The following is a 24,532-nucleotide window of genomic DNA, read 5'->3' as shown; positions in this document are numbered from 1 at the left end:
GGAGGGTAGTCTTGGGAATCGTGGGAACCCTTCGTCAATGCACCAGATCCGCCTGCCGAGAAACGGCCGTGGCTACTTTGACGTACGTTTATGCCGATTCAACAGCGGTTTTAGGCCCCTTGGCCACTTTTGCAGAACCGCATTGTTACGACTTGTGCGCCAAACATTCCGCCCGGCTGACCGCACCGCTCGGGTGGGAAGTGATCCATCTGGCCCGCTCAGACAAGCCACCAGCCCCCGGCCCTGACGATCTCCTAGCTTTGGCCGACGCCGTGCGCGAAGCCGCAAATGCAGGCACCGAAGAATCCGAACCCGGAGCAGGCGCGGCTCGGCGGGAATTCCGTGGAACTCTTGAACCGCCGGCGGCCATGCCAACCAGCGCCTCCACCACTGGCCGCCGCGGGCACCTGCGCATTCTGCGCGACTAGACGCGACTAGATCGAAGGAAGTGGATCACCATGGCAAAGGTTAACGACGGTTTGTTGGCAATTTTGCGCTGCCCTGTCACCGGTTCTACGCTGAAGCAGATCGGCGAGGAATTGATCAGTTCGGCTAATGGCGAGGACGGGCAGCCGCTGCGCTACACGATCGATGAGGGCATTGCCCTGTTGCTGCGGCCCGAACAGATCACCGCGTAAGTAACTGCAGGACGGCACGCCACCAAACCAACGGTACGCCACCAACCAACGGAGCTAGGGGTAGTCATGAGTGCAGCATGGGAAACTATCGGGAGCTTTGTGCGGCGTAGGCGCGCCGAAAATCCCGGCCCCATGACCCTGGACGGGACTAACTCCTACGTCCTGTCCGCCCCGGGTGCGCCCGGCGTGGTCGTGGTGGATCCCGGCCCGCTGCTCGAGGAACACTTGAGTGAACTCGCTGGCGCCGGTGCCGTGGAACTGATCCTGATCACCCACCATCACGGCGACCACACCGACGGCAGCGCCCGGCTCCACGAACTCACAGGAGCACCCGTGCGGGCGGCCCTGCCGGAGTTTTGCCATGGCGGAACGGCCCTGTCCGACGGCGAACTCAGCCAGGCTGGCGGTCTCACCATCGAGGTCCTCGCCACCCCTGGACACACCAGTGACTCGCTCTGTTTTGTGGTGAGCTCTGCTGAAAGACCCACTGAACAGGTCATCCTGACCGGCGACACTATTCTCGGCAGTGGCAGTACCGTGATCTGCCACCCGGATGGCCGGTTGGGGGATTACCTGGCTTCCCTCGCTGCGCTTCGCGGCCGGGGTGGTTCCGGAGGCAATCCTGTTCCGGTCCTGCCGGGGCACGGTCCGGTGCTGGCAGATATCGCCGCGGCAGCGAAGGCTTATGAGGAACACCGGGCGGGGCGGATCGCCGAGGTGCGTAACGCCGTCGAATGTCTCCAGAACGACGGAACGCAAGAGCCAGACGCAGCTCAGGTGGCAGCGATCGTCTATGGGGACATTCCGGAGAACCTGCAGGGTGCTGCCCAGCTATCTGTCGAGGCACAGCTGACTTACCTGCGTGGATGAGGGCTGCAATCAGATCGTTGCTTGACAGAGCGGGCTCATAACAACCTCACAACATAGCTGCGTCTAGGCCCGTTTTGGCCGTGGGAGCGCTAATGGTGGCGTAAAATTGGGTGTTGGTGTATTTTGCACCACGACCAATGATTGTGGATTTGTCCACCGAATGGGGAGTTTGCATGGCTGAGTTGGAAGAGACCAAGAGAAGCCGCAAGGGCTTGCGGAATACCTTGATCTCACTGGTCGCTTTGGGCATGGTCGTCACGGGAGTCGGCTGCAGTGCTTTGCCGAACGGCGCAGCGCCAGCCGCCAGTGAATCCGTAGCCGCCACCAGTGCAGCGCCTTCCACCCCGCCAGCCATACCCGCCACCACCGAGTTCACCCCCGCCACCGGCACGGAAGCCGTCAACCCGGCCAACGAAATCGCAGCCGTGGTCACCAATGGAACTATTGCTAAAGCCGTGCTGGAAGAAAAAGCCACTGGGACGCCGGTCGAAGGTGAGCTGGTCGTCAGCGGCACCAAGTGGATTTCCAAGGCGCCCCTGAAGTTTGGCACCGACTACGTTTTCAGCATCATCGCCGAGGATGCCGCCGGCAACAAGAACACCTCGCACAGCGCCTTCTCCACCGTTGCACCATCGCACGAAGCCGACGCCTGGGTGTATCCGGCCGCCGATTCCACCGTAGGTGTTGGCCAGCCGCTGGAGTTCAACTTCAGCGAGCCGGTGCTCAACAAGGAAGCCGTGGAAAAGGCCATCAAGGTCACCACCAGCACCGGCCAGCAGGGCGCGTTCCGCTGGTACTCGGACACCATGGTGCGATACCGTGCCGAGGATTACTGGCCGGCAAACACCGTGCTGAACGTTGATATGGCCCTCTTTGGCATGGATCTGGGCAACGGCATGATCTACAACGCCAACCGGAACTACAACGTCAACGTTGGCAACAAGGTCATCATGGAAGCCGACGCGGCCAACAAGTTTGTGAACATCTTCGTCAACGACCAGCTGGCCAAAACCTTCCCAGCATCGATGGGCGATGAACGTTTCCCCTCTGCTTCCGGCTTCATGGTGCTCACTGCTGACAAGCAGCGCTATGCTACCTTCAAGGCCTCAACCATTGGCTTGAAGCCGGGCGACCCCGGCGACTACGGCAGCGTGGATGTGCAGTTTGCCACCAGGCTCTCCAATAGCGGCATCTTCATTCACGAGGCCACCGCGTACGCCCTTCCCTACCTTGGTGTCACCAACTTGTCTCACGGCTGCATCGGGCTCTCGCATGAAGGCGCCGGCTGGGTGTTTAACAACATGCGCCCCGGCGATCTGGTCCACACGGTTGGCACACCGAATGACACGATTGCCCCCACCGACGGATTCGGCGACTGGAACTTCGCGTTCGCCGACTACGCCTCGCGCTAATAAAACCGACTACGCCTCGCGCTAAGCACTCGCGCTAAGAAAGCGCTAGGAATTCACCCCGTGGCGGGCCAACTGGCCGCGCACGGAGGCTGCCCGGTCTGCGCCAATGCTGAGGCGAAGGTGTTCCCGGTCGCGACGTTCACAGATCAGGGCCGAGAGAAATACCGTCGGATCGGTGCCCGGGGCTGGCAGCGGGGCTACATAAGCGCTCGCTTCACCAGCAAGTTCCACGGCCATGGCGAAGCGGGAGGGCCCGGCCATGGCCGAACCCTGACGCAGGAACACGGAAATGCGCCGGGCCAGCGGATCGGGCAGCCGGCCAATATCTACCAGACCAGCCCACTGCGCCAGCTCGGGAGCCACGGAAACCTGCAGGGGCGTGGCCTTCGGGGCCCGGTCGCGAATGGCGTAGGTGCCGGCGAGCATGTCGCCGAGCCGTTTGGACTTGTCGTTGAACAGCGAAACCAGGCAGGCCACCGAACCCAGCGTCATGTAAATTTCCAGGACGGCGAGCATCGCCCGAACCAGGGCGTGACGGAAACGGATGGAACCGCCGTCGTCCCTCACTATCCGCAGCCCCATGACGAGCTTGCCCAGAGACTTTCCGCGGCTGAGCGTCTCCACCGTGATGGGGACAATGACTAGCAATCCCACCACCACACTGAGAATGATCGCGCGCATCGCGGTCGGATCCACGGCGGAATCCAGCGAAGCCAGCAGGAAGAACAGCCCGAAAGCCACCAGCACAGTGGCCAAGACGTCGATGGCGGTGGCCACGGAGCGGGCGGCAAAGGAAGCGGGACGCAGCTCGAGGACAACGGCTTCGCCTGTGATGATTGCGGACATGAAAACAGTCTATCCACGCTCACGCCCGTCGGGCCTATATGCTGGTTCGAATGGACATGGATGCCTTTACTTCGGTACACCGCCCGCAATGGGAACGGCTCAATGAGCTTGCCCGGAAGCGGCGCCTGAACGGTCCTGAAGCGGACGAACTACTGCATTTGTACCAAAGCGTGTCCGGTCATTTGTCGCTGATCCGCTCCGTGACGGCCGAGAGCGCCCTGTCAGCCTCGCTCTCCGCCATTCTGGCCAACGCGCGGACGCGGTTCACGGGGGCCCGGAGTAATATCTTCGTGGACATTGCCCGGTTCTTCGTCATTGCCTTGCCGGCCGCTTTCTACCGGGTGCGTTGGCTGACCCTCATCATTGGCGCCGTGTTTGTGGCCATCGCCAGCCTCTTTGCGCTGTGGGTGGCGGGGGATCCTGCGGTCCAGGCGGCACTGGGTACGGATGCCCAACTGCAGCAACTCGTCAACCACGACTTCGTCGACTACTACTCGGAGAACCCGGCTGCCTCCTTCGCGGGCGCGGTCTGGACCAACAATGCGTGGATCGCCGCCCAGTGCGTGGCTTTTGGGATCACGGGCGCCTTTGTCCCGTACCAAATCTTCATGAACGCCCAGAACGTCGGCCTCACCGCCGGCGCCATGTTCGCCTACGGCAAGGGCGATGTCTTCTTCAGTTTCATCTTGCCGCACGGACTCATGGAGCTGACAGCCATTTTCATTGCCGGCGCGGCGGGACTGCGCATTTTCTGGGCGTGGGTGAGTCCCGGACCCCGCACTCGCCTGGATTCGCTGGCGCTCGAGGGTCGCTCCCTCATGACCGTCGCCGTGGGCCTGGTCCTGGTGCTGTTCGTCTCGGGCCTGGTCGAAGCCTATGTCACGCCGAGCCCGCTGCCCGTCTGGGCCAAGATCACCATCGGCGCGCTGGTCTTGGCCGCGTACTGGGCTTATACGTTGATTCTGGGCGGCCGGGCGGTGCGTGCCGGGGAGCTCGGTGACCTTGACGCGGACGACGCCGGAGCCTCCATCCGCTCAGCCTGAACCTGCGTTGTTGTTCAGGTTGTTGTTGAGATAGTTCCTTCTTCTCCTCCTTGGGTCAGTGGCTTACTCTTCCCCTCACGGTGACCCGCGGTGCAGGATGGGGGCATGGGACTTGATGCGCAACCCCGGGACATGGCAGGTGCAAGCAAGCCGGTGACTCCGCACCCATGGCGCCGCTTTGTGGCTGTGGGGGATTCCTTCACGGAAGGCTTGGACGATCCCGAACCGCGCAGCCCTGGCGGATACCGCGGTTGGGCGGACCGGGCCGCGGAGGAGCTGAGCGTGGGTGTGCCGGACTTTGCCTACGCCAACTTGGCGGTCAGGGGCCAACTGCTGCACGAGGTGGTGGAGACCCAGATAGGCCCGGCGTTGGCGCTGCACCCGGATCTGGTGTCGATCCAAGCTGGCGGGAACGATCTCTTGCACCCCGGAGCTGACCCGGACAAACTGGCTGAACTCCTGGAAGAGGCTGTCGTGCGCCTTCGTATGCAGAGGGCGACGGTGGTGATTTTTGCCGGACCAGATGCTGGCCGGTCCACGGTGATGGGGCAGTTCCGGACTAAGATCGCCATCTTCAACGAGAATATGCGCAGCATCGCCGGACACCACGACGCCATTATTGCTGATCTGTGGGCCATGACTGAACTGCACGATTCCCGAATGTGGGGCCCTGACCGGCTGCACCCCTCCTCACTGGGCCATCATGCCATTGCCTCGATGGTGCTGGACACACTCAACGTTCCGCACGCACTTGAGCCGCTGATGCCTAAACCACTCCCGGCGAAAAGCTGGCGCGAGGCAAGGGTGGGTGAAATTCAGTGGGCGCGAGACTATCTGGTGCCCTACATGTTGCGGGGCATCCGCCACCAGTCCGCAACCGGCGGATTCGGCGCCAAACGGCCGGTGCCAGCTCCGCTGCAAGAGGTCCCGCTCACCATGCCACAACAGGTCGTTGAGGCTGCGATGCCGCCCCCTTCAGAGACAGATTCAGGCACGGAGACCGGGCCGTAGCCAAACACGGACGCCAGTGCTAGGGAACGGTACTGATGGTTAGTCCGGGTGACAGTTTGACAACATCACGGGGTGGCAGCGCCCAGGGGTGGCCCCCGGCCGGTATCCTTTCGACTTGTGAGCGAGAACCTAAAGCCCCAAGACGCAACACCCCTCGATCCAACGACCCTTGACCCGGCAGTGGACAATCCGGCCCAAGAACGCCCGGCCCAGGATAGTCATGGGTCGGTCAGTCCTGCAGCGGAGAGCCATGCGCAGAGTGCCCCTACAGCGGAGAACCATGCGCAGAGTGCCCCTGCAGCGGAGAACCTGACTCAGAACAGCCCAGCTGCGCGGGTTCAGCTGGACGGTGCTGCTGCGAGTGAGGCAAGTGCCGCAGAGACGGCTCGTGCCGCAGAGAAGGCCCGTGCCCGGCGTGCGGCGGTGCCCGCTGCCGAACGTGGCGTCTCGAAGATCAAGATGAAGGAAGCCGACGAACCCATGCGTCCGGCGTCGCGCATGCCGGCGCTTCCCAGCGACGAGGAAATTGCGGCGGCCTTGGCCAAGAGTGTTTCAGAGGACGGTGCGAGCGGAGCTGACAACGTTGGGGCAGCGGAACTCTCCGGCGAGGACAGCGCAGCTCAGCGGCCCTCGGCTGAAGAGTTGGCTAAACGCCAAGCCGCCAGAGAAAAAGCCGCCAACACCAAACCCGTGCTGACCCGCGTGTTCCAAGTGCTCATCGCGGTGTTCTACCCGATCGTCCTGCTGGTACTGGCCATCAGGCTCGTCACTACCTCTACTTTCTTGTGGATTGAATACCACCGCCCGGGATTCCCCGCAGACAGTTTCGGCTTCAGCACCGAAGACCGGGTAACCTACGGTTCCTACACGGTGGACTACCTGCTCAACTTTGCCCCAGCGCGATACTTGGGGGATTTGGTCAACGACATTGGCAACCCCTTATTCCTCACCCGCGAAGTGGGCCACATGGCCGACGTCAAGACCGTCATTGTCATGGCGTTTTTGAGCGCCTTAGCCTTGGCCCTCATCATGGTGGTTGGCATGATCTACCTCTCGCGCCGCAGCTTTGGCGGCAACCGTCGGGCTCTGTTCGCCGGATCCATCGTCACACTGGTTCTGATTATTGGGCTCGGCGTGGTGGCCGTGACTGGCTGGGAACGGTTCTTCACTGAGTTCCACAAGATTTTCTTCGCCGACGGCACCTGGACGTTCTACACCGACGACACCCTCATCCGGCTGTTCCCCAGCCAGTTCTGGATGGATTCGGGCATCTTCATCGGTGCATTCGTATTGGTGGTTTCATCACTGACGATGGCGTTTACCTGGCCCACCAAGGACCGCCGCGAAGCCGTTGTTGCTGCCTCACGTCCGGGCCGCCGGGCAGCGTAACGGCACCAGCGCTCACCCTCCCACCGGACCCGCCCCACCTGCTTCGAAACTCACGGAGCCCTGCCACGTCAGACGTGGCAGGGCTCCGTCTGTTTCGGCGAATGCAGCTGCGAGAGCAGGGCGCTACCGCCCCCTCAGATCCAACCTAGATCCAGCTCGGCAGCCACATGTGTTGGCGCCAGTATTCCTGCGGGATGATCTCCGCAGCCCAGATCGGGTAGAAGAAGGCGCTGACGGCCACCACTAGAACCAGGAAGATTCCCACGATGATGGCACCTCGCTGGCGTCGCCACGGAGGGTCGCCCACCTTACCCAAAATCATGCCGAGAACCATGACGATAGCCAGAATCATGAAGGGCTCGTAAGCGATCGCGTAGAAGAAGAAGATGGTGCGCAGCGGGTAGAAGAGCCAAGGCAGGAAGCCGGCGGCGAAGCCCACAAGAATGGCTGCCGCACGCCAGTCACGTTTGGCAATCCACACACCAATAAGGAACAAGATGGCCAAGGTTCCGGCCCACCAAATGAGCGGATTGCCGACGCTGGTGATGGCAGCCGTGCACTTTTCAACCGCACAGCCGCCGTCACCGTTTTCATAGTTCTTGACGTAGAAGGACGTGGGCCGGCCCATGACCAGCCAAGACCAGGCGTTGGCTTTGTACGGGTGATCGGAGGCCAAACCGTTGTGGAAGTTGTATGCGGTGTAGTGGTAATGCCACAGAGAACGCAGCGAAGCCGGGACCCAATCCCACGTAGCGGAGGGATTATCCGCCGCCCAGTTCCTGTCGTAAGCGCCGGAGGATCGGAACCAGCCGGTCCAACTGGCCAAGTACGTTGCCATCGCCACAGGAACCATGCTGACAAAGGCGAGCACGCCGTCATTCCACACGGCTCCGGACACCCAGTATTTGATACCAGCGATACGGCGGGCGTTCATGTCCCAGACCACGCTCAGCAAACCAAAGGCGGCAAGGAAGAACAGCCCGGACCACTTGGTCCCGATACACAGGCCCAGGGCCACACCGGCGGCGATCCGCCACCAACGGATGCCCAGCCACGGACCATACATCAACTTTTTGGCCGGGACTAAACCATCCGGGCCGGCGAGGGCAGAGAGCTTCGCCGCGAGCCGGCGTCGTCCATCATCACGGTCCATGATGAGAGCGCCAAAGGCGGCTAGAGCGAAGAACATGACAAAGATGTCCAGCAGTGAGGTGCGGGACTGGACGATGGCATGACCGTCGACGGCGAACAGAAGGCCGGCGACGGCGCCCAGAATAGTGGAGCGGAACATCTTCTGAGCGATCAGCGCCAGCATGAAGATGGACAGAGTGCCCACGACCGCCGCGGAGAACCGCCAGCCAAAGGTACTCTCCGGGCCGAAAAGCCACATGCCGAAGGCGATCATCCACTTGCCTACGGGTGGGTGGACCACATATTCAGGAGTGTCCTCGAGGCTCGTGAAGATGCCCTGGTTGAAGAGGTCGTTGGCCTTGTCCGCCCAATTGCGTTCGTAGCCGCTCTGCAGATAGCTGTAGGCGTCCTTGACGTAGTAGGTCTCGTCAAAGACCAACGACGGCGGCTGGCCAAGCCGCAGGAAGCGCAAGAGTCCGCCGACTAAGGCTGTCAGGATGGGGGCCATCCAAAACCAGATCCGCAAGCTCACGGGCGTGGTGCCGAAGGAGTGCCGCAGGCCCAAGAGCCGTGTACGCAGGGCAGAACGGGTGAAGGCCTCGGCTGGATCGTGTACCCATCGCCGGACTGCAGGCTGTTCAGTGGCGGATAGCGCGCTTTCAGACAGTTCGCCCGTGGACACGCCTGAGCTAGAGCCGTCCGTTAGCGGTCCAGCGGCAGCGGTGGGTTCCAGGGCCGCCGCAGCGGTATCCATAGCATGGGGTTGCACGGTGTCAATGCTACCCAAGTGGGTGCTGAAGCCGGGGAGCACTACGCTGGAGTTATGGAAGATGACTTTGGCACAAATCCCGCACCCGTTGACCACGACTCGGAGCTGACCGACTCGGAGCTGGCCGAAGAAACTCTCGATTCCAGCCTCGCGCCCGTAGCGGCGCCGGGTGAGGGCTACATTATTTTGGCGGCAACACCTATTGGCAACATGGGCGATGCCTCGGCCAGGCTCATTGCGTGGCTGGGAGCTGCGGACATTGTGGCCGCCGAGGACACGCGCCGCCTGCACCGGCTCGTCACGAGCTTGGGCGTAAAGGTGGGTGGCCAAATTGTCAGCTATCACGAACACAATGAAGCCGCGAAGACACCTGAGCTGCTGGCCCAGGTGCAAAGTGGCAAGACACTGCTGATGGTTACCGATGCCGGCATGCCGTCCGTGTCTGATCCCGGTTTCCGTCTGGTGGGCGCCGCTGTTGAAGCTGGTGTGAAGGTGACTTCTGCGCCTGGACCGTCTGCCGTCCTGACTGCACTTGCTCTTTCCGGACTGCCTACGGACAGGTTCTGCTTTGAGGGTTTCTTGCCACGTAAAGCGGGGGAGCGGGCCTCACGGCTCCACGAGCTGGCCCTGGAAAAGCGCACCATGGTCTTCTTCGAGGCGCCGCACCGGCTCGAAGCCATGTTGCGGGCGCTGCACACCGCGTTTGGCCCGTCACGTCCGGGCGCCGTCTGCAGGGAACTGACCAAGACGTATGAAGAAGTGATTCGTCGTCCGCTGTCAGGGCTCTTGGAATGGGCCGAGCAGAGCCAAATACGTGGCGAAATTGCCATTGTTGTGGGCGGTGCTCCGGAAGCCGATCTGGGGACCGTTGAGGATCACGTTGCTGCTGTGAATGAGCTGATTGGCCAAGGCATGCGGCTCAAGGAAGCTGTTGCCGTGATCTCGCATGACGTGCACGTCAGCAAGCGCGATCTGTACAGCGCCGTTCTGGCCGCGAGGGGCTAACGGCTCGGGGGTCCTGGCGCGGGTCCGGCTCCGCCCCCGGCTCCGGAGGTCCGGCGTTGCCGCCCACGAACCCTTGCCGTCAAGCTGTGGCGCATGTCACACTTGGTTGACGGTAGTGAGCACGGCGATTGAGCCCGACGAGCAGCCGTTTTGGACCCGCCGTAGCGCCCCACAAGGAGTAGCGCATGTGTCGTCTTTTGCTCCCCAGTATTGCCCTCGCCGCCCTGCTTGCGGTCACGAGTTGTTCTAGCGGTGCGGATGGTCTCGCCAACAACGCGCCCACGGCCGCAGACAGTGTCGCGGCGCAAGAATCCGCCAATGGAAGTTCCGCGCCAGAATCCTCGGATAAGGCAAACATTGAGCTCGAGGCCAATACCAGTGGGCGCGTTTTTCCCTGCAACCTTGTCGATCAGTCACTACTTGCTGACGTGATCTCGGAGCCGATGTGGGATGAGGAAGCAACCTCAATACGGAAGAACGCGGAAAGCTGCACATGGGGTTCAGGTGTTGACCTCGGAGACGAAGTGACGCTCGTGTGGTCGCCCAATCAGTTCGACACACTCAAGCCTGCTGGCACTCCAGTTGGCGGATTGGGTGACTCGGCCTTCACCATGAGCAACCGCGTCAACGATCTAGAACATGATCGGCTACTGGGTCAGACCTCGATGTATGTGGAGTTTGATGAGCACCAGTTCCTGCTGCAAGTGCGCTCGGAGCAGCCGGTCTTTTTGGCCCAGCAGCGGCTCGCTGCGTCAATCATTGAGAACTGCGGCTCCGATTGCGGCCCAGTCAAGGCCGAGCCGAGCTCCAAGCCTGCGCTGGAAGACTCTGCGTGTGCACTGATCTCTGATGAGGAGGTCACCTCGATCACGGGGGTGGTTGCCAGCGGGGAGATTAGCGGTACCACCAGCCAGGGTTGCGGCTGGAATCACAAGGTCACCATCCTTGAGGTGGACGCCGAGCGTTGGGCGGACTTTCAAGAGCTTGAGAATGTGGTGCCGGTCTACGAAGTTGGCGACGAAGCCTTCTCCCGGGGCGAACAACTGATTCTCATGCAGGACGGACAGTACTGGTTCGTGATGAGCACTTCCGGCACAACGCAGGACAAGACAATACAACAGCTTTCAGAGCTCGGTAAGCTCATCGCGTCACGGATGTAGACGGCCCATATAGCGCGCCCGTCAGTCGGCCTCTCGGCCCGCCAGCCTCTCGACCCGTCCGCCGCGGTGCCTCGCAACACCAGCTGTGCAGTTGCACAGCCAAAGCTACAGGAGTAGTGCGTCCATGCGTAGACACCTGTGTTCGGCGAGAACTACCGTGAAGTAGAACACTTTTCCCGCCGCACCGTCCTTGTGAGTCTTGGCTGCCATCTTCGGCGTCGTGGTTCGCAGGGGCTTCAAGACAAAGGAGTCACCATGACCGTGAGCCCAGCCGCCACCCACACCAGCGCCGCCCCGATCAGCGCCGATCAGGCCGAGCGCGAACGCACCCTGCTGGCAAGCGTCCCCACCGGTTTGCTCATCAACGGCGAATGGCGACCCGCAGCATCCGGCAAAACCTTTAATGTGGAGGACCCATCCACGGGAGAAGTGCTGCTCGCTGTGGCAGACGCCGGCGCCGAAGACGGTGCCGCAGCCCTAGATGCTGCTGTCGCCGTACAGGCAGAATGGGCCGCGACCCCTGCTCGCGAACGTGCCGAAATTCTGCGCCGTGGCTTTGACATGGTCACCGCCCGCGCCGACGATTTTGCCCTCCTTATGACTCTGGAAATGGGCAAGCCGTTGGCCGAAGCCCAAGGCGAAGTGAAGTACGGTGCCGAATTCCTGCGCTGGTTCTCCGAAGAAGCTACCCGCACCTTTGGCCGCTACTCAAGCAACCCCGAGGGCACCGCGCAGATCCTGGTCCAGAAAAAGCCCGTTGGCCCCTGCCTGCTGATCACCCCGTGGAACTTCCCCCTCGCCATGGCAACGCGCAAGATCGCCCCCGCCATTGCCGCCGGCTGCACCATGGTGCTCAAGCCCGCCAATCTGACGCCGCTGACCAGCCAACTCTTCGCCCAGGTCATGCTGGAGGCAGGCCTGCCCGCCGGAGTCCTAAACGTTATCGCCACCACCGACGCTGGCGGCGTAACGGGTCCGCTCATCCAGGATTCACGACTGCGCAAGCTCTCCTTCACCGGCTCCACCCCCGTCGGCAAACGCCTCCTCGTCGACGCCGCCGCCAACGTCCTGCGCACTTCCATGGAGCTCGGCGGCAACGCCCCGTTCCTGGTCTTCGAAGATGCCAATCTGGACGCCGCCGTGGAAGGCGCCATGGCTGCCAAGCTCCGCAATATGGGCGAGGCCTGCACCGCCGCCAACCGGTTCCTGGTCCACGAATCCGTAGCCGATGAATTCGCCAACCGCTTTGCCGCCCGCATGGGTGACATGACCACGGGCCGCGGCACCGATCCGGGCACCAAGGTGGGTCCGCTGATCGACGCCAAGAGCCGGGACAAGGTCCACTCCCTGGTCAGCGACGCCGTGGCCGACGGCGCCCGCGCCATCACCGGCGGCGCCCCTGCCGAGGGCCCCGGCTACTTCTACAAGCCCACGGTCCTGCAGGGCGTGGAGCCCGGCTCGCGCATCCTCACCGAGGAAATTTTCGGTCCTGTGGCCCCGATTGTCACGTTCAAAAACGAGGACGAGGCAGTGGCCCTCGCCAACGACACCGAATACGGCTTGGTCGCCTACGTCTTCACGCGCGACCACAACCGCGGACTGCGCATGGCCAACCGCATCGAGACCGGCATGATGGGCCTGAACGCGGGCGTCATCTCCAACGCGGCCGCACCCTTCGGCGGCGTCAAGCAGTCTGGTCTGGGTCGCGAAGGCAGCGTGGAGGGCATCGAGGAATACCTGTACACGCAGTACGTGGGCTTCCCGAACCCGAGCAACGTCTGAGGCAGTTTCTTCTTGGCTATCGTCCCCATCGCCTGAAGAACGACGCCGGAATCCACCGTGCGCGTATCCGTCCCCAGAGTGTGGCTTGAGTTTGGAGACGGGCGGTGACGGTTTCCACAGCGTCCGCCAGATCATCGCGCCCCGCTGGGGTTTCGCCAACGGATGCTGTGAGCGCAACGCCGTAAGCATCTTCTTCGTAGGCCTGGCGCAGGAGCGCCAGGCCTACTGGGGTTGTGGGCCCTAGCATGGTTGCGAGTTCCTGCGCATGCAGTGCCGGGGTGCGCGAGGCATCGTGCGCGTAACCAAAGTCGGTGGCCGTGTCCATAAGTTCACGCCACGCCAACACGGGCAGAGCTTCGCCGCTGGCACCTCCTGTACACCCAGCAGAGGTGGGGGTACGCAGCAGAGCCAGGCGCCGGCGTCGAACATTACCTCTGACCATGGCCGGGATCAACAACAGCAGCACTAGCAGCAACCCGGCACCCACGCCCGGGAGCCAGCGGGGTGCATCAGCAGCCTGCCCCGGACTTCCCGGAGCGGCGGCAGCGGTAGTTGTGGCGGACGTTGTGGTGGGGGTGGCGGCAGCCTCGGTGGTGGGGACGGCCGGCGCGCTGGCGGCAGGGTCAGAACTCGTTTCCTCCTGCGCGTAATCAGGCACAGAACCACGCCCGGGAGTGGGCTCGAACGGGACCCAGCCCAATCCCTCGAAATACAGTTCGGGCCAGGCATGGGCATCGCGTCCCGTGGCCCGGTAGCCGAACAGGGTGAGCCCGTCGCGCTTGACGACCTCCGTGGTGACAGCACCGGGGGCGTAGCCAACGGCGATGCGCGAGGGGATGCCCAGCTCACGGGCCATGACGGCCATGGCGGCGGAGAAATGCACGCAGTAGCCGCTCTTGTTGGTCAGGAAGGCTTCCAGAACTGCCATGCCGGAACCGTCGTAGCCATCCGCGGCAGGTGTGTCGAGACTGTAGCTGAACTCCGAAGAACGCAGATAATTTTGCAGCGCCATGGCCTGGGCATAGGGCGTGCCGGCGTTCCCCGCCACCGTTTGGGCGGTCTCGCTGACCAGCTTCGGGACGTCGTTAGGGAGGGTGGTGAACACCTGCTCCAGTGTCGGGGTGGGCGTTCCGGTGGCTAGCTCCAACCGGGCCGGGGTCAACTCCGGCACCTCGCTGTGCACCACATAGGACTGGTTGGCGATGGAGGAACCAGCGCCCTTGATGGTGGCAGTGGTGGGGTCCCAGCGCCACTTGCCACCCAAGTCCTCAACGGCAACCGTTCCGGCCGGGGCAGGCAGCCACTCACTACGCAGCCCTGCCGGGGTGATCCAGGTGAGCGTTTTTATCCGGGGGATGGCGGGGCTGGCATCGGGCTCCGGAGCAACGTTGTTCAGATCGGGGTCCAGACCCGTGGAGAACGGCGATGGCCGCCACGATTTACCGGTGAAGTCCTCCAAGGTATTGACCCGGATGTATTGGGCGGAGGGGGTGTTGCTCAGGTAGTTGAGGTGCGTCTGAGCCGACTGTTCCCGTAGATTCTGGCCGAGGGAAATCATCGGGTCAAGGCTGGTTGCTCCGCTCTGTTCGTTGAACCGCGTGCCTTGCGGAAAAGCGCCCTGCTTAAAACCGGGCACTACTGCTGGCAGCATCGACATCAGCAGAACCACGGCCGCCCCCATCGCGAGCGCCTGCGGCAGGGTACCGCTGGGGAATCGGGGAACGTCGGTGCGCAGTTTTCCCTCCGGCGCGTACCACCGGCAGCAACCCAGCACCAGCAGGAATCCTGCCGCGGGACCCACGAAACCCCAGAATTCCAGACCGGACCTTGTCATGAGCGCCGATGGCACCATCATCAGCAAGAACCCGAGCGAACTGGCCGCCGGCAAAGCCACGGTAATAGCCAGGGTGTCCAGCAACAGGGCGATGAAGCCTAGACCCGCGGCGATAAGGAAAAACATGGGCTGCACCGACGGCGCCGGTGTCAGAGTGTTCATGATGACGGTGGAGGCTTCGGAGACCATGAGCTGCGCGGACGCGAGAGTTTCGGTCGTGGGAATAATGCCCAGGATCGCCGTGGTCGGGAAAAAGACCATGGTCAGCCCCAGTAACCAGCCCGCTAGCGCACCGAGCGGCGCAAAGGGACTCAGCCCGGGGCGCCGGCGCAGTAGTGCGGGCAACAACAGGGTTGCGGCAACCACGACGGCGGCACGCGGGAACCAGCCGAAATCCACCAGTATTCCCTTGAGTGCCAGCGAGGATCCCATGACAGCAGTGAAGATGGCCAGCGCCAGAATCCAGCGGGCGGCTCCCGCATTGGGGGCCCTTGTGGGGGGCGTGCCCTTCCCCAGGGTGCCCTTCCCGCTGCGATCCGTGGCGGACAGGTTGGCGGTGCTCGTGCGGCGCTGATTGGCATCGTGGCGGATTGTCATGGTGCCAGCCCCACGGAGTTGCTGCGGTCAAGCTGCAACCAGACTGCTTCTAGCGGGTCCGATGGGGTCAAGGCCGCAGCCCGCCATCCTGCACCGCGCAGGATTTCTAGAGCCGGCGCAACGTCGAGTGGATCCTGACAGAGGACCAAGGCGTAGGCGCTCTGTGTAGATTCGGCAATGTCGGCAAGCTGCCGGGCCTGGGGCTCGGTGAGTACACCGGTCACGGCCACGAGCGGTCCGCGGCGTCGGCCACGGTGGAGCTTGTGAGCGAGTTCGTTGCCAAAGGGGGTAGCGGTAGCGGCATCCGATGTTGAGGTGGTTGTGCCAGTTGCGGTTGTTGCCGTACTTGGTTTAGCTGCCGTTGCATCGCCGCCGAGCTCCAGCGCAGCCAATGCGGCAGCCACGTCAAAAATACCTTGGCTGCCACTGTAATCTTCGGCCTCCGGAACAATGGCCGAGGCAGAGGAGGCAAAACCGGGGTTGCCATCCTGATCCAGAACTCGCAGCAAATAGCCGCGCTCCAGTAGGTGCGCGGTAATGGATACTACCGCTCTGACGGCCGACTCAAAAGTAGCGTTGGTTCGCAACCCCGAACCAGAAAACCCTGAACCAGAAAACCCAGAGCCAGTGCCGGAGATCCCAGAGCCGGAGAATCCTGAGCCGGAGAATCTTGCCTCGGACAGCCCAGCCACTGAAACGCCAGCGGCGCTTCTCCTGCTCGGTGCGGACGTGGCGCGGTGCACGGCTCCAAAAGCATCCGGGCGCAAGTCCAACACCATGGCGGCCTCGGGTGCGGTGACAGATTCTTCGGCACGAACCATGAGCTTGCCTTGCCGGGCGGTGACGGGCCAGTGCACCCGGCGCAATGGATCTCCAGGGCGGTATTCACGCGTCATGGCATCGTCGTGGCTGGCGTGGGCCAATTCCTTGGTGGTGCGGGAGCCGTCTTGGCCCCTGCCATCAGAGAGTGAGATGGTTGCCAGCTCCACGGCAGCCGGGGCGACGGTGAGCTTTCCTCCGTCGTCCAGTTTTCGCTGCAGGAAGGCCACGCCGAAGGGATCGGAGAACTGGGCCCGCAGCGGTCCCACGGTGAACACTCCGCGACGGGTCGGGACCACCTGATAGTGGTAGCGGCTGAGCAGGCCCCGCGGCACGGTGGGGTTGGGGAATTCGAAGGTGGGGGAGTCGTGGAAACTGTACGGTAGATTCTCCACGAGCTGGGCCCGCGAGCCGCCGGGTGCGTGTCCTCGCACGTCCAAGACGACGGATACTTCACTGCCGGCGCGGGCTAATGAGGGGGAGAGGTAGCGTTTGAGGGACAGGCCCGGCTTGAACCAGAACAGTCCGGCGCAGGCCACCCCTGGCAGGGCCAAACAGAAGATGGCCAGCGTCAGTAGATCGCGCCGGCCCAGCACTATCGCCAGCAACAAGGCCAGTGCACCTGCGCCAAGAAGCAGCCAACCGCGCAGTGTAAAGGGAGGAAAGGGCGCCACGTCAGAGCCTACTGAAACCGGGCGTCCTTCACGGCGCGCCCATCTGGTTGTCCAGGAACCGGCACCGTGGCCAGCAAATCGGCGATGACACTGGCAGCGGTGGCGCCGCGGCTGGCGGCACCACGCTCTACCAGCAAACGGTGGGCCAAAACCGGCGCGGCCAGCGCACGAATATCATCGGGCAGCACAAAACCGCGGCCCGACAAGGCGGCCGTGGCCTTCGCCGCACGCAGTAGCTGCAGCAGCGCTCGCGGACTGGCGCCGAGGAGGAGCTCCGGACTGGATCGGGTGGCCTGCCCGAGGGCCACGGTGTAGGCGCGTACGGCGGGGGCCACATGGATTGCGGCAACGGTCGCGATCATGGCGGTGACCTGTTCGGCTGTGGCAACGCTCTCCACCTGATCCAGCGGGTTCACCGACTGGTGGGTTTCCAGCATGGACAACTCGGCGTCGGTGTCCGGGTAGCCCAGTGAAATCCGCGCCATAAAGCGATCGCGCTGAGCCTCGGGCAGCGGGTAAGTGCCTTCCATTTCAATGGGGTTCTGGGTGGCGATCACCATGAACGGGGCCGCCAAACTATAGGTCTTCCCGTCCACACTCACCTGGTGTTCGGCCATGGATTCCAGCAGCGCCGATTGGGTTTTCGCCGACGCCCGGTTGATCTCGTCCCCAATAACAATGTTGGCGAAAATGGCTCCGGGCCGGAACTCAAAGGACTGCGTGGACTGATTGAAGATGGAGACGCCGGTAATATCGCTCGGCAGCAGATCCGGGGTGAACTGGATGCGGTTGACTGTGCAGTGCACTGTACGGGCCAACGACTTCGCCAGCAGCGTCTTACCCACGCCCGGCACATCTTCCAACAGCAGGTGCCCGCCGGCCAGTAGCACCGTCAGCGCCAGCCGTACCTGTTCTTCTTTACCGTCGATCACGGTGTTCATCACGGCCATGATCCGCTGGCTCAACTGCGCAAATCGCGCGGCCTCCATGGGTGCGGCCGCTGCGTGACTCGCCGCGGATTCCGCAGCGCTTAGAACAGCCGTGCCTGATACCGCAGGGCCTGGAACTGCAGGGCCTGGAACAGTCGTGCCCGCGCTCGGGGGCACACTCGGCGGCACGGGTGCAGAACCGGGGTTTCCCGCTGCGGTGTCTGCCAGCAATGTCTCGTGCGGGCCCATGCCCCACCTCTCGGGTCGATTCGCTACTTCTACACTTCGCTACTTCTACAACGGGCCACAACGCACCAGCGCCGGCCCCTGTGCCCTACGCTACTAGCTTGTCCACCAATTGGGGCCTCTGCGGCAGCAAAAGAAGTGGGCGGTAAAGTAAAAGACCATGTGCACCAATGATGTTCCCCGCCCCTACCGCCCAGAAGAGCTCCCTTCAAAGGAGCACACGCACGACGCCGGCACTCGCCCAGGTGCCTTCGCACCAGCTCCGGCGCCGCTGCCCGTGCCGGTTCATGACAACCACACACACTTTGACTTTGGTGATTCACCCGTTGATCTGGTTGCGGCGCTGGATGCAGCCGAGGCTGTAGGTGTTGCCGGTGCCGTCCAAGTGGGCTGCGATCTGCCCTCCTCCCGCTTCACAGTTGCTGCGGTTGACGCGGATCCGCGTTTGCTCGGTGCCGTGGCCATTCACCCCAACGATGCCCCCGAGCTGGCCACTGCCGGGACCCTAGATGCGGCCCTGGCAGAAATTGATGCGATGGCGGCCCATCCTCGTATTCGTGCCATTGGTGAAACTGGTTTGGACTACTTCAGAACGGGTGCGGACGGGGTGGCTGCCCAACACCATTCCTTCCGTGAACACCTTGAGATTGCCAAGCAACGGGAGCTGGCTCTGCAGATTCATTGCCGCGACGCGCATGTGGATGTACTCAAGACTCTGGCGGAAGTAGGGGCGCCCCCGCGGTTGGTCTTCCACTGCTTCTCCGGTGATGCTGAATTGGCACAGATCTGTAACGAAAATGGTTGGTACATGTCCTTTTCGGGAACCTTGACGTTTAAGAACGCTCACAATCTTCGCCATGCCCTTGCCGTCGCTGACCCGTCGTTGGTGCTGGTCGAGACCGACGCACCATTTTTGACCCCTCACCCGTTCAGAGGACGCCCCAATGCCAGTTATATGCTGCCGTACACGGTGCAAAGCATGGCACAACTCATGGAGCTGGATTTGAGCGCAATGGGCCACCTGTTGCGCAAAAATACGGAATCCGTGTACGGATCCTGGGCAGACTAGTGCTGTTGCTTGCCTCACTTTTATCCAACTAAGCCTTGTCCGCAATGTCACGATTGGGTTACGCTGGGTAACTATTAGCCGTGGTCGGGGAAGGCCAACGGGTGAAATGCTGCTGGAGCTACCGTTCGAAGTTGCTCCAGAGCCACCGTTCGTAAGAACAATTTTGTCATGTGCCAGCCGCAGAATTTTGCGGCCTGTTTCGGTCAGGGTTGCTCCTTACTTCTCCGTGCCCGGGTGCTCTAGTAGTTACGGGAACTCGTGTCTTCTCTCCTCACCGTCAATGGCAAATTGAGCTATTTGAAGCTTGCCTGCCAGGCAGCAGTCTTGTTGGCGCTCGTCGTAGCGCTCTTGGCTTTCATAACGGCCACTAAAACCGTCACCTTGGTGGTGGATGGCCAATCCAGCTCAGTTCAAGCCTACGGTGGGTCCGTTGGTGACGTGCTCCAGGAAGCGGACATTTCCGTGACCGCTGCTGATCACGTTTCACCGGCTCTAGAGACCAGTGTTGAAAGCGGTTCAGTCATTACCGTCAACACGGCCAAGGAAATTACCGTGAGCCTGGATGGGGCAGAGCAAACTGTCACCACCACCTCCACGAAGATTGGCGGCTTGATCAGCCAAATGGGCATCGCCGCCAATGCTCGGGTTTCCCTCCCCGCAGACGCTCTGCTCGCCAACTCCAGTGGCTTGAGCATCATCACCCCCAAGCAGATCACCCTCGTGGCCGACGGCAAGAAGTCGGTCAAGACCACCACCGCCCACACGATTTCCGATTTCCTGAGCGAAACCGGTGTGACCCTAGCCGAGACTGACCAGCTATCGGCACCTGCCGGGGCACCCGTGGTAGAGAACATGGTGGTCAAGGTGACCCGAGTGAACAACGCAGGAACCGCTCAGGCAACTGAGGATGTCCCGTTCGAGACCGAACAAAGCGTTGACGCGGCACTCTTCAAGGACGAGAAAAAGACCGTCAGTGCCGGTGTTGCTGGCACGTTGGAGAAGACGTTCCGCACTGTCACCGTTGACGGCGTTGAAGTTAGCCGTACCGAAACCGGATCTAAGGTTCTCAAGGCTCCTGTCGCTGCCAAGGTCAGCGTTGGTAGCAAGGAACGCCCCGCGCCGAAGGCTGAAAAGGCTGCAACAGCTGGTGGTGCCAACACTGGCGCCAGCGCACCGGCCATGTCCAACGAGGCCATGTGGGATGCCATTGCCCAGTGTGAAGCAACGGGCAACTGGTCCATCAATACCGGCAACGGTTACTACGGTGGCTTGCAGTTTGATATCCAGACCTGGCTCGGTGCCGGCGGCGGGGCCTACGCCCCGAACGCAAGCTTGGCCACCAAGGCCCAGCAAATTGACATTGCCAACCGTGTCTACGCCCAGCGCGGACTGCAGCCGTGGGGTTGCGCTCACGCGGCAGGATAACCCTCACACTCTGGCGGCGCTCCACGAAAGCACCGCCGCAAAGCGGCAACCATCACACACTCCTTTACCGGTCTCAAGGCCGGTAGGGGAGTGTGTGCGTTAATAGCGGCTACCATTATTGGGTGACCTCCCCGCAATCCAGCCCCGCAACCCAGCCACTGCTGGGCGCCACCGAAATCCGCCGACTGGCTGAAGAAATCGGTGTGCGTCCCACTAAAACGCTGGGACAAAACTTTGTCATCGACGGCAACACCATTCGCCGCATTGTGGCAGCAGCCAATGTTGACCCCGGTGAAACGGTTCTGGAAGTGGGTCCCGGACTGGGCTCCCTCACACTTGGCCTGCTTGATGCCGCGGCCCGCGTTGTGGCTGTTGAGATCGACCCGGTTCTAGCGGCCAAGCTGCCATCCACGGTGGCTGCGTTCCGTCCGGAGAAGGCTGCCAACCTTGAAGTTGTGCTCTCCGATGCCATGCGCGTCCTTGAACTCCCGGCTGAGCCCACAGCACTGGTAGCGAATCTGCCCTACAACGTGGCTGTCCCTGTGGTCCTGCACTTACTGGAACATTTCCCTTCCCTGCAGCACGGCTTGGTCATGGTGCAAGACGAGGTAGCCGACAGAATGGTTGCCGGCCCCGGATCTAAAACCTATGGTGTGCCCTCGGTCAAGGGCGCCTGGTACTCCAAGATGCGCAAGGCCGGAGTCATTGGCATGAACGTGTTTTGGCCGGCCCCGAAAATTTCCTCCGGGCTGGTGGCCTTCACACGTCACGAACCCCCGGTAACCAGTGCCTCACGGGAAGAAGTTTTTGCTGTCATTGACGCAGCTTTTGCTCAGCGGCGTAAAACACTACGAGCAGCCTTGGCCGGTTGGGCAGGAGGCGCCGCCGAAGCAGAAGCGTACCTGCGCAAAGCTGGTGTAGATCCCAGCGCCCGCGGTGAAGTCATAGATGTGGCAGCCTATGCCCGCATCGCCGAAGCAAAGCTCACTGCCTAGTCCATGACCACCATGAACGAGGCCGGCCTCTGGGCCCCCGCCGAGCGCCGGGTCAAGGTACGCGCCCCGGGCAAGATCAACGCCTTTTTTCAGGTCGGACCGCTGCGCGAAGACGGCTACCACGCCGTCGCCAGCACCTATTTGGCTGTTTCCCTCTATGAGGAAGTAGCCGCCACAGCCCGTGCCGACACTCTGCCCACGGACATCACCGTCTCCATCCATCCGGATAGTTCCCTTTCTCCGGAACAGTTGGCAGGCATTCCGCTGGACGGGAAAAATCTAGTGGTGAAGGCTGCCCGGCTGGTTGCCGACATTGCCGAAAACCCTAGTGGCGTCCATCTTGAAATTACCAAACATGTGCCCATCGCTGGCGGCATGGGTGGAGGCTCGGCAGACGCCGCAGCCACACTCGTGGCCTGCGACGCGCTCTGGCATACGGGTCTGTCCCGCGAAGAGCTGGCCCAGCTAGGGTCCGAACTTGGCGCGGACGTGCCGTTCGCGCTCATGGGGGGAGCCGCCGTCGGACTTGGTATTGGGGATGAGCTCACAGCAGCCCTCGCGCCAACGCCGCTGCACTGGGTGCTAGTGCCGGCGGACTTCGGTCTGTCCACCCCTGTGGTGTATGGGACGCTGGATACATTGCGTGCGGCAGGCGGTATTGTGGCCCCGGTTCCGGGGCAGGTTGAGGCGGGAGTCTTGACGGCGCTGCGGGCAGGGGATGCGAAGGCACTGGCACCGTGGCTGCACAACGACCTCCAAGCGGCAGCTGAGTATCTGGCGCCGTCGCTGACGGAGGCGTTGGCCGCGGGCAAGAGTTTGGGTGCGCTGGCCGCGCTCGTCTCCGGTTCAGGTCCCACTCTGGCATTCTTGGCCGCGGACGCGCATCATGCGCAGTTGCTGGCATCGGCGCTGGCCGAACTGGGGCACCCGGGGTTGCCGGTTGAGGGTCCCGTGCACGGCGCACAGATCATTTTGTAGCATTAACGTTTGAACTAATACCGTAAAAGAAAGTGGTACCACGTGGCTCATTTGCTGGGCGGGGAGAACCTCAGCGTCTCCTTCGCGACCCGAACCGTGCTCGACGGCGTCAGCGTCGGCTTGGAAGAGGGCGACCGCATTGGCATTGTCGGCCGTAACGGTGATGGCAAGTCCACGCTGATGCGTCTGCTCGCTGGCCGCCAAACCGCAGATTCTGGCCGTGTCACCGTGCGCGGCGGCGTCCAGGTCAGCTACCTGGACCAGACGGACGTGCTCGACGGCGATGACACCGTGGGCTTCGCGATTGTGGGGGAGGCCGCCGATCACGAGTGGGCCTCCAACCCCAAGATTCGCGAGATCATGGGCGCTTTGGTGGGCGAGGTTGATTGGCACGCCAACATCCACACGCTCTCCGGTGGCCAGAAGCGCCGCGTGGCCCTGGCCAAGCTGCTCATTGGCGATGACGATGTCATCATGCTCGATGAGCCCACCAACCACCTCGACGTGGAAGGCGTTGCCTGGCTGGCACGTCACCTCAAGGCGCGCTGGCGTGCCAATGAAGGCGCCTTCGTGGTGGTCACCCACGATCGCTGGTTCCTCGATGAAGTCTGCACCCGTACCTGGGAAGTTCATGACGGCACCATTGACCCGTTCGACGGCGGTTATGCCGCCTATGTTTTGGCCCGCGCCGAGCGTGACCGCTCGGCAGCCGTCGTGGAATCCAAGCGTGTGCAGCTGGTCAAGAAGGAACTGGCGTGGCTGCGCCGCGGCGCACCTGCGCGAACTGCCAAGCCCAAGTTCCGCATTGAGGCTGCCAATGAGCTGATTGCCGATGTTCCGGAGCCCCGCGATTCCGTGGCGCTGTCCAAGATGGCCACCGCACGTCTGGGCAAGGACGTCATCGACTTAGAAAACGTCTCCCTGACCATTGGCGAGGGCGAGGGTGCCAAGAACCTGTTTAACAACATCACCTTGCGCCTGGCGCCGGGGGAGCGGCTGGGACTGGTCGGTGTCAATGGTGCCGGTAAGACCACCTTGCTGCGCCTGCTCAACGGTGAAGTCGAGCCGTCGTCCGGGAAGATGAAGACCGGTTCAACTGTCAAGACCGCCGTGCTGACCCAGGAGGTGCGTGAGCTGGACGATGTCCTGACCATGCGCGTCGTGGAGGTCATCGAGCGGGAGAAGCGCTCCTTTGAGGTGGCTGGCAAGGAGATGAGCGCTGGCCAGCTCGTGGAGCAGCTCGGTTTCACCAAGGAAAAGCAGTGGACCATGGTGAAGGACCTCTCCGGTGGTGAGCGCCGCCGCCTGCAACTGCTGCGACTGCTGGTGGGCGAGCCCAACGTGCTCATGCTCGATGAGCCCACCAATGACCTGGATACCGACACTTTGGCTGCCGTGGAAGACGTGCTCGATGGTTGGCCGGGCACGCTCGTGGTGGTCTCACACGATCGTTACTTGCTGGAGCGCGTCACCGATCATCAGATGGCATTGCTGGGCGACGGCAAGATCCGTGGCCTGGTCAGAGGCGTTGACGAGTACCTGGAGCTGCGCGAAAACGCGGGGCTTTCGCCGTCCTCTTCGTCGCCAGCGGCTGCGGTTGCTGCCCCCTCCGGTCCCACCGAGGGCCAGAAGCGCGATGCCCGCAAGGTTCTGAACCGTTTGGAGCGCCAGCTGGGCAAGAACTCGACCGCCGACGCCAAGATTCACGCCCAGATGGCTGAGAATGTGGGCAATTACGATGTCCTCGGTGATCTGCAGGCCAAGCTGGACAAACTTGCCTCCGAGCGCGAAGGCCTCGAGCTGGAATGGCTGCAGGCCTCGGAGGTCCTCGAGTAGCCCTGCCGAGCCTGCCGAGCCTGCCGAGCCTGAACACATACCCACCATTCGTTGTTACTGACGCGTCCAGACAC

General features: G+C 62.4%; 21 protein-coding genes. 15 read left to right on the top strand and 6 right to left on the bottom strand.

What is annotated here, in order from left to right; translation table 11 throughout:
• Window positions 1–20: 20 nt before the first annotated feature.
• The 4 genes from AB0P14_RS01765 to AB0P14_RS01750 all read left to right on the top strand — a co-directional run bounded on the left by AB0P14_RS01765 (window position 21) and on the right by AB0P14_RS01750 (window position 2,920).
• Window positions 21–428 carry a DUF3499 domain-containing protein gene (locus tag AB0P14_RS01765; protein ID WP_363836909.1) on the top strand — a complete coding sequence of 136 codons (408 nt, stop codon included), beginning with the start codon at window positions 21–23 and terminating at the stop codon, window positions 426–428.
• Between the two features lie 30 nt (window positions 429–458).
• On the top strand, window positions 459–638 hold the full coding sequence (locus tag AB0P14_RS01760) for a hypothetical protein (protein WP_363836908.1): 180 nt from the start codon (window positions 459–461) through the stop codon (window positions 636–638).
• A 66-nt stretch (window positions 639–704) separates the two neighbouring features.
• On the top strand, window positions 705–1,508 hold the full coding sequence (locus AB0P14_RS01755; protein ID WP_363836905.1) for an MBL fold metallo-hydrolase: 804 nt from the start codon (window positions 705–707) through the stop codon (window positions 1,506–1,508).
• A gap of 173 nt (window positions 1,509–1,681) precedes the next feature.
• Entirely contained in the window at window positions 1,682–2,920 is a 1,239-nt protein-coding gene (locus AB0P14_RS01750) for an Ig-like domain-containing protein (RefSeq protein ID WP_363836903.1), read from the top strand.
• Between the two features lie 45 nt (window positions 2,921–2,965).
• Here the strand turns inward: AB0P14_RS01750 and AB0P14_RS01745 are convergent, their stop codons facing one another.
• Window positions 2,966–3,766 carry an RDD family protein gene (locus AB0P14_RS01745; RefSeq protein ID WP_363836900.1) on the bottom strand — a complete coding sequence of 267 codons (801 nt, stop codon included), beginning with the start codon at window positions 3,764–3,766 and terminating at the stop codon, window positions 2,966–2,968.
• 50 nt (window positions 3,767–3,816) lie between these two features.
• Between AB0P14_RS01745 and AB0P14_RS01740 the strand changes: the two genes are divergently transcribed.
• From AB0P14_RS01740 to AB0P14_RS01730, 3 genes are all read left to right on the top strand, one after another.
• Entirely contained in the window at window positions 3,817–4,809 is a 993-nt protein-coding gene (locus AB0P14_RS01740; protein ID WP_363836897.1) for a stage II sporulation protein M, read from the top strand.
• A 105-nt stretch (window positions 4,810–4,914) separates the two neighbouring features.
• Window positions 4,915–5,820, top strand: a complete 906-nt coding sequence (locus AB0P14_RS01735) for an SGNH/GDSL hydrolase family protein (RefSeq protein ID WP_363836894.1) — start codon at window positions 4,915–4,917, stop codon at window positions 5,818–5,820.
• Window positions 5,821–5,937: 117 nt separating this feature from the next.
• Window positions 5,938–7,209 carry a TIGR01906 family membrane protein gene (locus tag AB0P14_RS01730; RefSeq protein ID WP_363836891.1) on the top strand — a complete coding sequence of 424 codons (1,272 nt, stop codon included), beginning with the start codon at window positions 5,938–5,940 and terminating at the stop codon, window positions 7,207–7,209.
• A gap of 145 nt (window positions 7,210–7,354) precedes the next feature.
• Here the strand turns inward: AB0P14_RS01730 and AB0P14_RS01725 are convergent, their stop codons facing one another.
• A complete protein-coding gene (locus AB0P14_RS01725; RefSeq protein ID WP_363838126.1) occupies window positions 7,355–9,094 on the bottom strand; it encodes a phospholipid carrier-dependent glycosyltransferase in 1,740 nt (579 codons plus the stop codon).
• A gap of 69 nt (window positions 9,095–9,163) precedes the next feature.
• Here AB0P14_RS01725 and rsmI point away from each other — a divergent pair, with 69 nt between their 5' ends.
• Window positions 9,164–10,114: a 16S rRNA (cytidine(1402)-2'-O)-methyltransferase gene (rsmI, locus tag AB0P14_RS01720; RefSeq protein ID WP_363836888.1), complete on the top strand. Its 951-nt coding sequence runs from the start codon at window positions 9,164–9,166 to the stop codon at window positions 10,112–10,114.
• A gap of 185 nt (window positions 10,115–10,299) precedes the next feature.
• Window positions 10,300–11,274, top strand: coding sequence for a hypothetical protein (locus AB0P14_RS01715; protein WP_363836885.1), 975 nt, complete (start codon window positions 10,300–10,302; stop codon window positions 11,272–11,274).
• Window positions 11,275–11,379: 105 nt separating this feature from the next.
• Here AB0P14_RS01715 and AB0P14_RS01710 read toward each other — a convergent pair whose 3' ends face one another.
• A complete protein-coding gene (locus tag AB0P14_RS01710; RefSeq protein WP_363836882.1) occupies window positions 11,380–11,514 on the bottom strand; it encodes a hypothetical protein in 135 nt (44 codons plus the stop codon).
• A gap of 15 nt (window positions 11,515–11,529) precedes the next feature.
• On the opposite strand from AB0P14_RS01710, the gene AB0P14_RS01705 reads away from it, so the two are divergent.
• On the top strand, window positions 11,530–13,056 hold the full coding sequence (locus AB0P14_RS01705; RefSeq protein WP_363836879.1) for an NAD-dependent succinate-semialdehyde dehydrogenase: 1,527 nt from the start codon (window positions 11,530–11,532) through the stop codon (window positions 13,054–13,056).
• A 16-nt stretch (window positions 13,057–13,072) separates the two neighbouring features.
• Here the strand turns inward: AB0P14_RS01705 and AB0P14_RS01700 are convergent, their stop codons facing one another.
• From AB0P14_RS01700 to AB0P14_RS01690, 3 genes are read right to left on the bottom strand one after another with little or no spacing between them, the layout of a single operon-like run.
• Window positions 13,073–15,487, bottom strand: coding sequence for a DUF3488 and transglutaminase-like domain-containing protein (locus AB0P14_RS01700; protein WP_363836877.1), 2,415 nt, complete (start codon window positions 15,485–15,487; stop codon window positions 13,073–13,075).
• Window positions 15,484–16,980, bottom strand: a complete 1,497-nt coding sequence (locus AB0P14_RS01695) for a DUF58 domain-containing protein (RefSeq protein WP_363836874.1) — start codon at window positions 16,978–16,980, stop codon at window positions 15,484–15,486. Before AB0P14_RS01695 ends, AB0P14_RS01700 begins: the two co-directional genes overlap by 4 nt.
• Window positions 16,981–16,988: 8 nt before the next feature.
• Entirely contained in the window at window positions 16,989–18,158 is a 1,170-nt protein-coding gene (locus AB0P14_RS01690) for a MoxR family ATPase (RefSeq protein ID WP_363836871.1), read from the bottom strand.
• 157 nt (window positions 18,159–18,315) lie between these two features.
• Here AB0P14_RS01690 and AB0P14_RS01685 point away from each other — a divergent pair, with 157 nt between their 5' ends.
• The 5 genes from AB0P14_RS01685 (at window position 18,316) to AB0P14_RS01665 (ending at window position 24,458) form a co-directional block, all read left to right on the top strand.
• Window positions 18,316–19,224: a TatD family hydrolase gene (locus AB0P14_RS01685; RefSeq protein ID WP_363836869.1), complete on the top strand. Its 909-nt coding sequence runs from the start codon at window positions 18,316–18,318 to the stop codon at window positions 19,222–19,224.
• Between the two features lie 258 nt (window positions 19,225–19,482).
• Entirely contained in the window at window positions 19,483–20,649 is a 1,167-nt protein-coding gene (locus AB0P14_RS01680; RefSeq protein ID WP_363836867.1) for a transglycosylase family protein, read from the top strand.
• Window positions 20,650–20,771: 122 nt separating this feature from the next.
• A complete protein-coding gene (rsmA, locus tag AB0P14_RS01675) occupies window positions 20,772–21,644 on the top strand; it encodes a 16S rRNA (adenine(1518)-N(6)/adenine(1519)-N(6))-dimethyltransferase RsmA (protein ID WP_363836864.1) in 873 nt (290 codons plus the stop codon).
• Window positions 21,645–21,656: 12 nt separating this feature from the next.
• The gene (locus AB0P14_RS01670) at window positions 21,657–22,622 is read left to right on the top strand and encodes a 4-(cytidine 5'-diphospho)-2-C-methyl-D-erythritol kinase (RefSeq protein ID WP_363838125.1); all 966 of its coding nucleotides are present in this window, start codon (window positions 21,657–21,659) and stop codon (window positions 22,620–22,622) included.
• A gap of 42 nt (window positions 22,623–22,664) precedes the next feature.
• Window positions 22,665–24,458 carry an ABC-F family ATP-binding cassette domain-containing protein gene (locus AB0P14_RS01665; RefSeq protein ID WP_363836861.1) on the top strand — a complete coding sequence of 598 codons (1,794 nt, stop codon included), beginning with the start codon at window positions 22,665–22,667 and terminating at the stop codon, window positions 24,456–24,458.
• The last annotated feature ends 74 nt before the right edge of the window (window positions 24,459–24,532 follow it).

Source organism: Specibacter sp. NPDC078709, from assembly GCF_040686795.1.
In the GTDB taxonomy this organism is placed as follows: Bacteria; Actinomycetota; Actinomycetes; order Actinomycetales; family Micrococcaceae; genus Specibacter.
The sequence above is the reverse complement of the archived record's forward strand: the minus strand, read 5'-3'. Positions and strand labels throughout refer to the sequence as shown.

Bases quoted from the DNA above. Each gene is read 5' to 3' on its own strand.
- AB0P14_RS01740 (WP_363836897.1), top strand. From the start codon at position 3,817: ATGGACATGGATGCCTTTACTTCGGTACACCGCCCGCAATGGGAACGG.
- AB0P14_RS01685 (WP_363836869.1), top strand. From the start codon at position 18,316: ATGTGCACCAATGATGTTCCCCGCCCCTACCGCCCAGAAGAGCTCCCT.
- AB0P14_RS01705 (WP_363836879.1), top strand. From the start codon at position 11,530: ATGACCGTGAGCCCAGCCGCCACCCACACCAGCGCCGCCCCGATCAGC.
- AB0P14_RS01670 (WP_363838125.1), top strand. From the start codon at position 21,657: ATGAACGAGGCCGGCCTCTGGGCCCCCGCCGAGCGCCGGGTCAAGGTA.
- AB0P14_RS01755 (WP_363836905.1), top strand. From the start codon at position 705: ATGAGTGCAGCATGGGAAACTATCGGGAGCTTTGTGCGGCGTAGGCGC.
- AB0P14_RS01735 (WP_363836894.1), top strand. From the start codon at position 4,915: ATGGGACTTGATGCGCAACCCCGGGACATGGCAGGTGCAAGCAAGCCG.
- AB0P14_RS01750 (WP_363836903.1), top strand. From the start codon at position 1,682: ATGGCTGAGTTGGAAGAGACCAAGAGAAGCCGCAAGGGCTTGCGGAAT.
- AB0P14_RS01690 (WP_363836871.1), bottom strand. From the start codon at position 18,158: ATGGGCCCGCACGAGACATTGCTGGCAGACACCGCAGCGGGAAACCCC.
- AB0P14_RS01745 (WP_363836900.1), bottom strand. From the start codon at position 3,766: ATGTCCGCAATCATCACAGGCGAAGCCGTTGTCCTCGAGCTGCGTCCC.
- AB0P14_RS01725 (WP_363838126.1), bottom strand. From the start codon at position 9,094: ATGGATACCGCTGCGGCGGCCCTGGAACCCACCGCTGCCGCTGGACCG.
- AB0P14_RS01715 (WP_363836885.1), top strand. From the start codon at position 10,300: ATGTGTCGTCTTTTGCTCCCCAGTATTGCCCTCGCCGCCCTGCTTGCG.
- AB0P14_RS01760 (WP_363836908.1), top strand. From the start codon at position 459: ATGGCAAAGGTTAACGACGGTTTGTTGGCAATTTTGCGCTGCCCTGTC.
- rsmI (WP_363836888.1), top strand. From the start codon at position 9,164: ATGGAAGATGACTTTGGCACAAATCCCGCACCCGTTGACCACGACTCG.
- AB0P14_RS01700 (WP_363836877.1), bottom strand. From the start codon at position 15,487: ATGACAATCCGCCACGATGCCAATCAGCGCCGCACGAGCACCGCCAAC.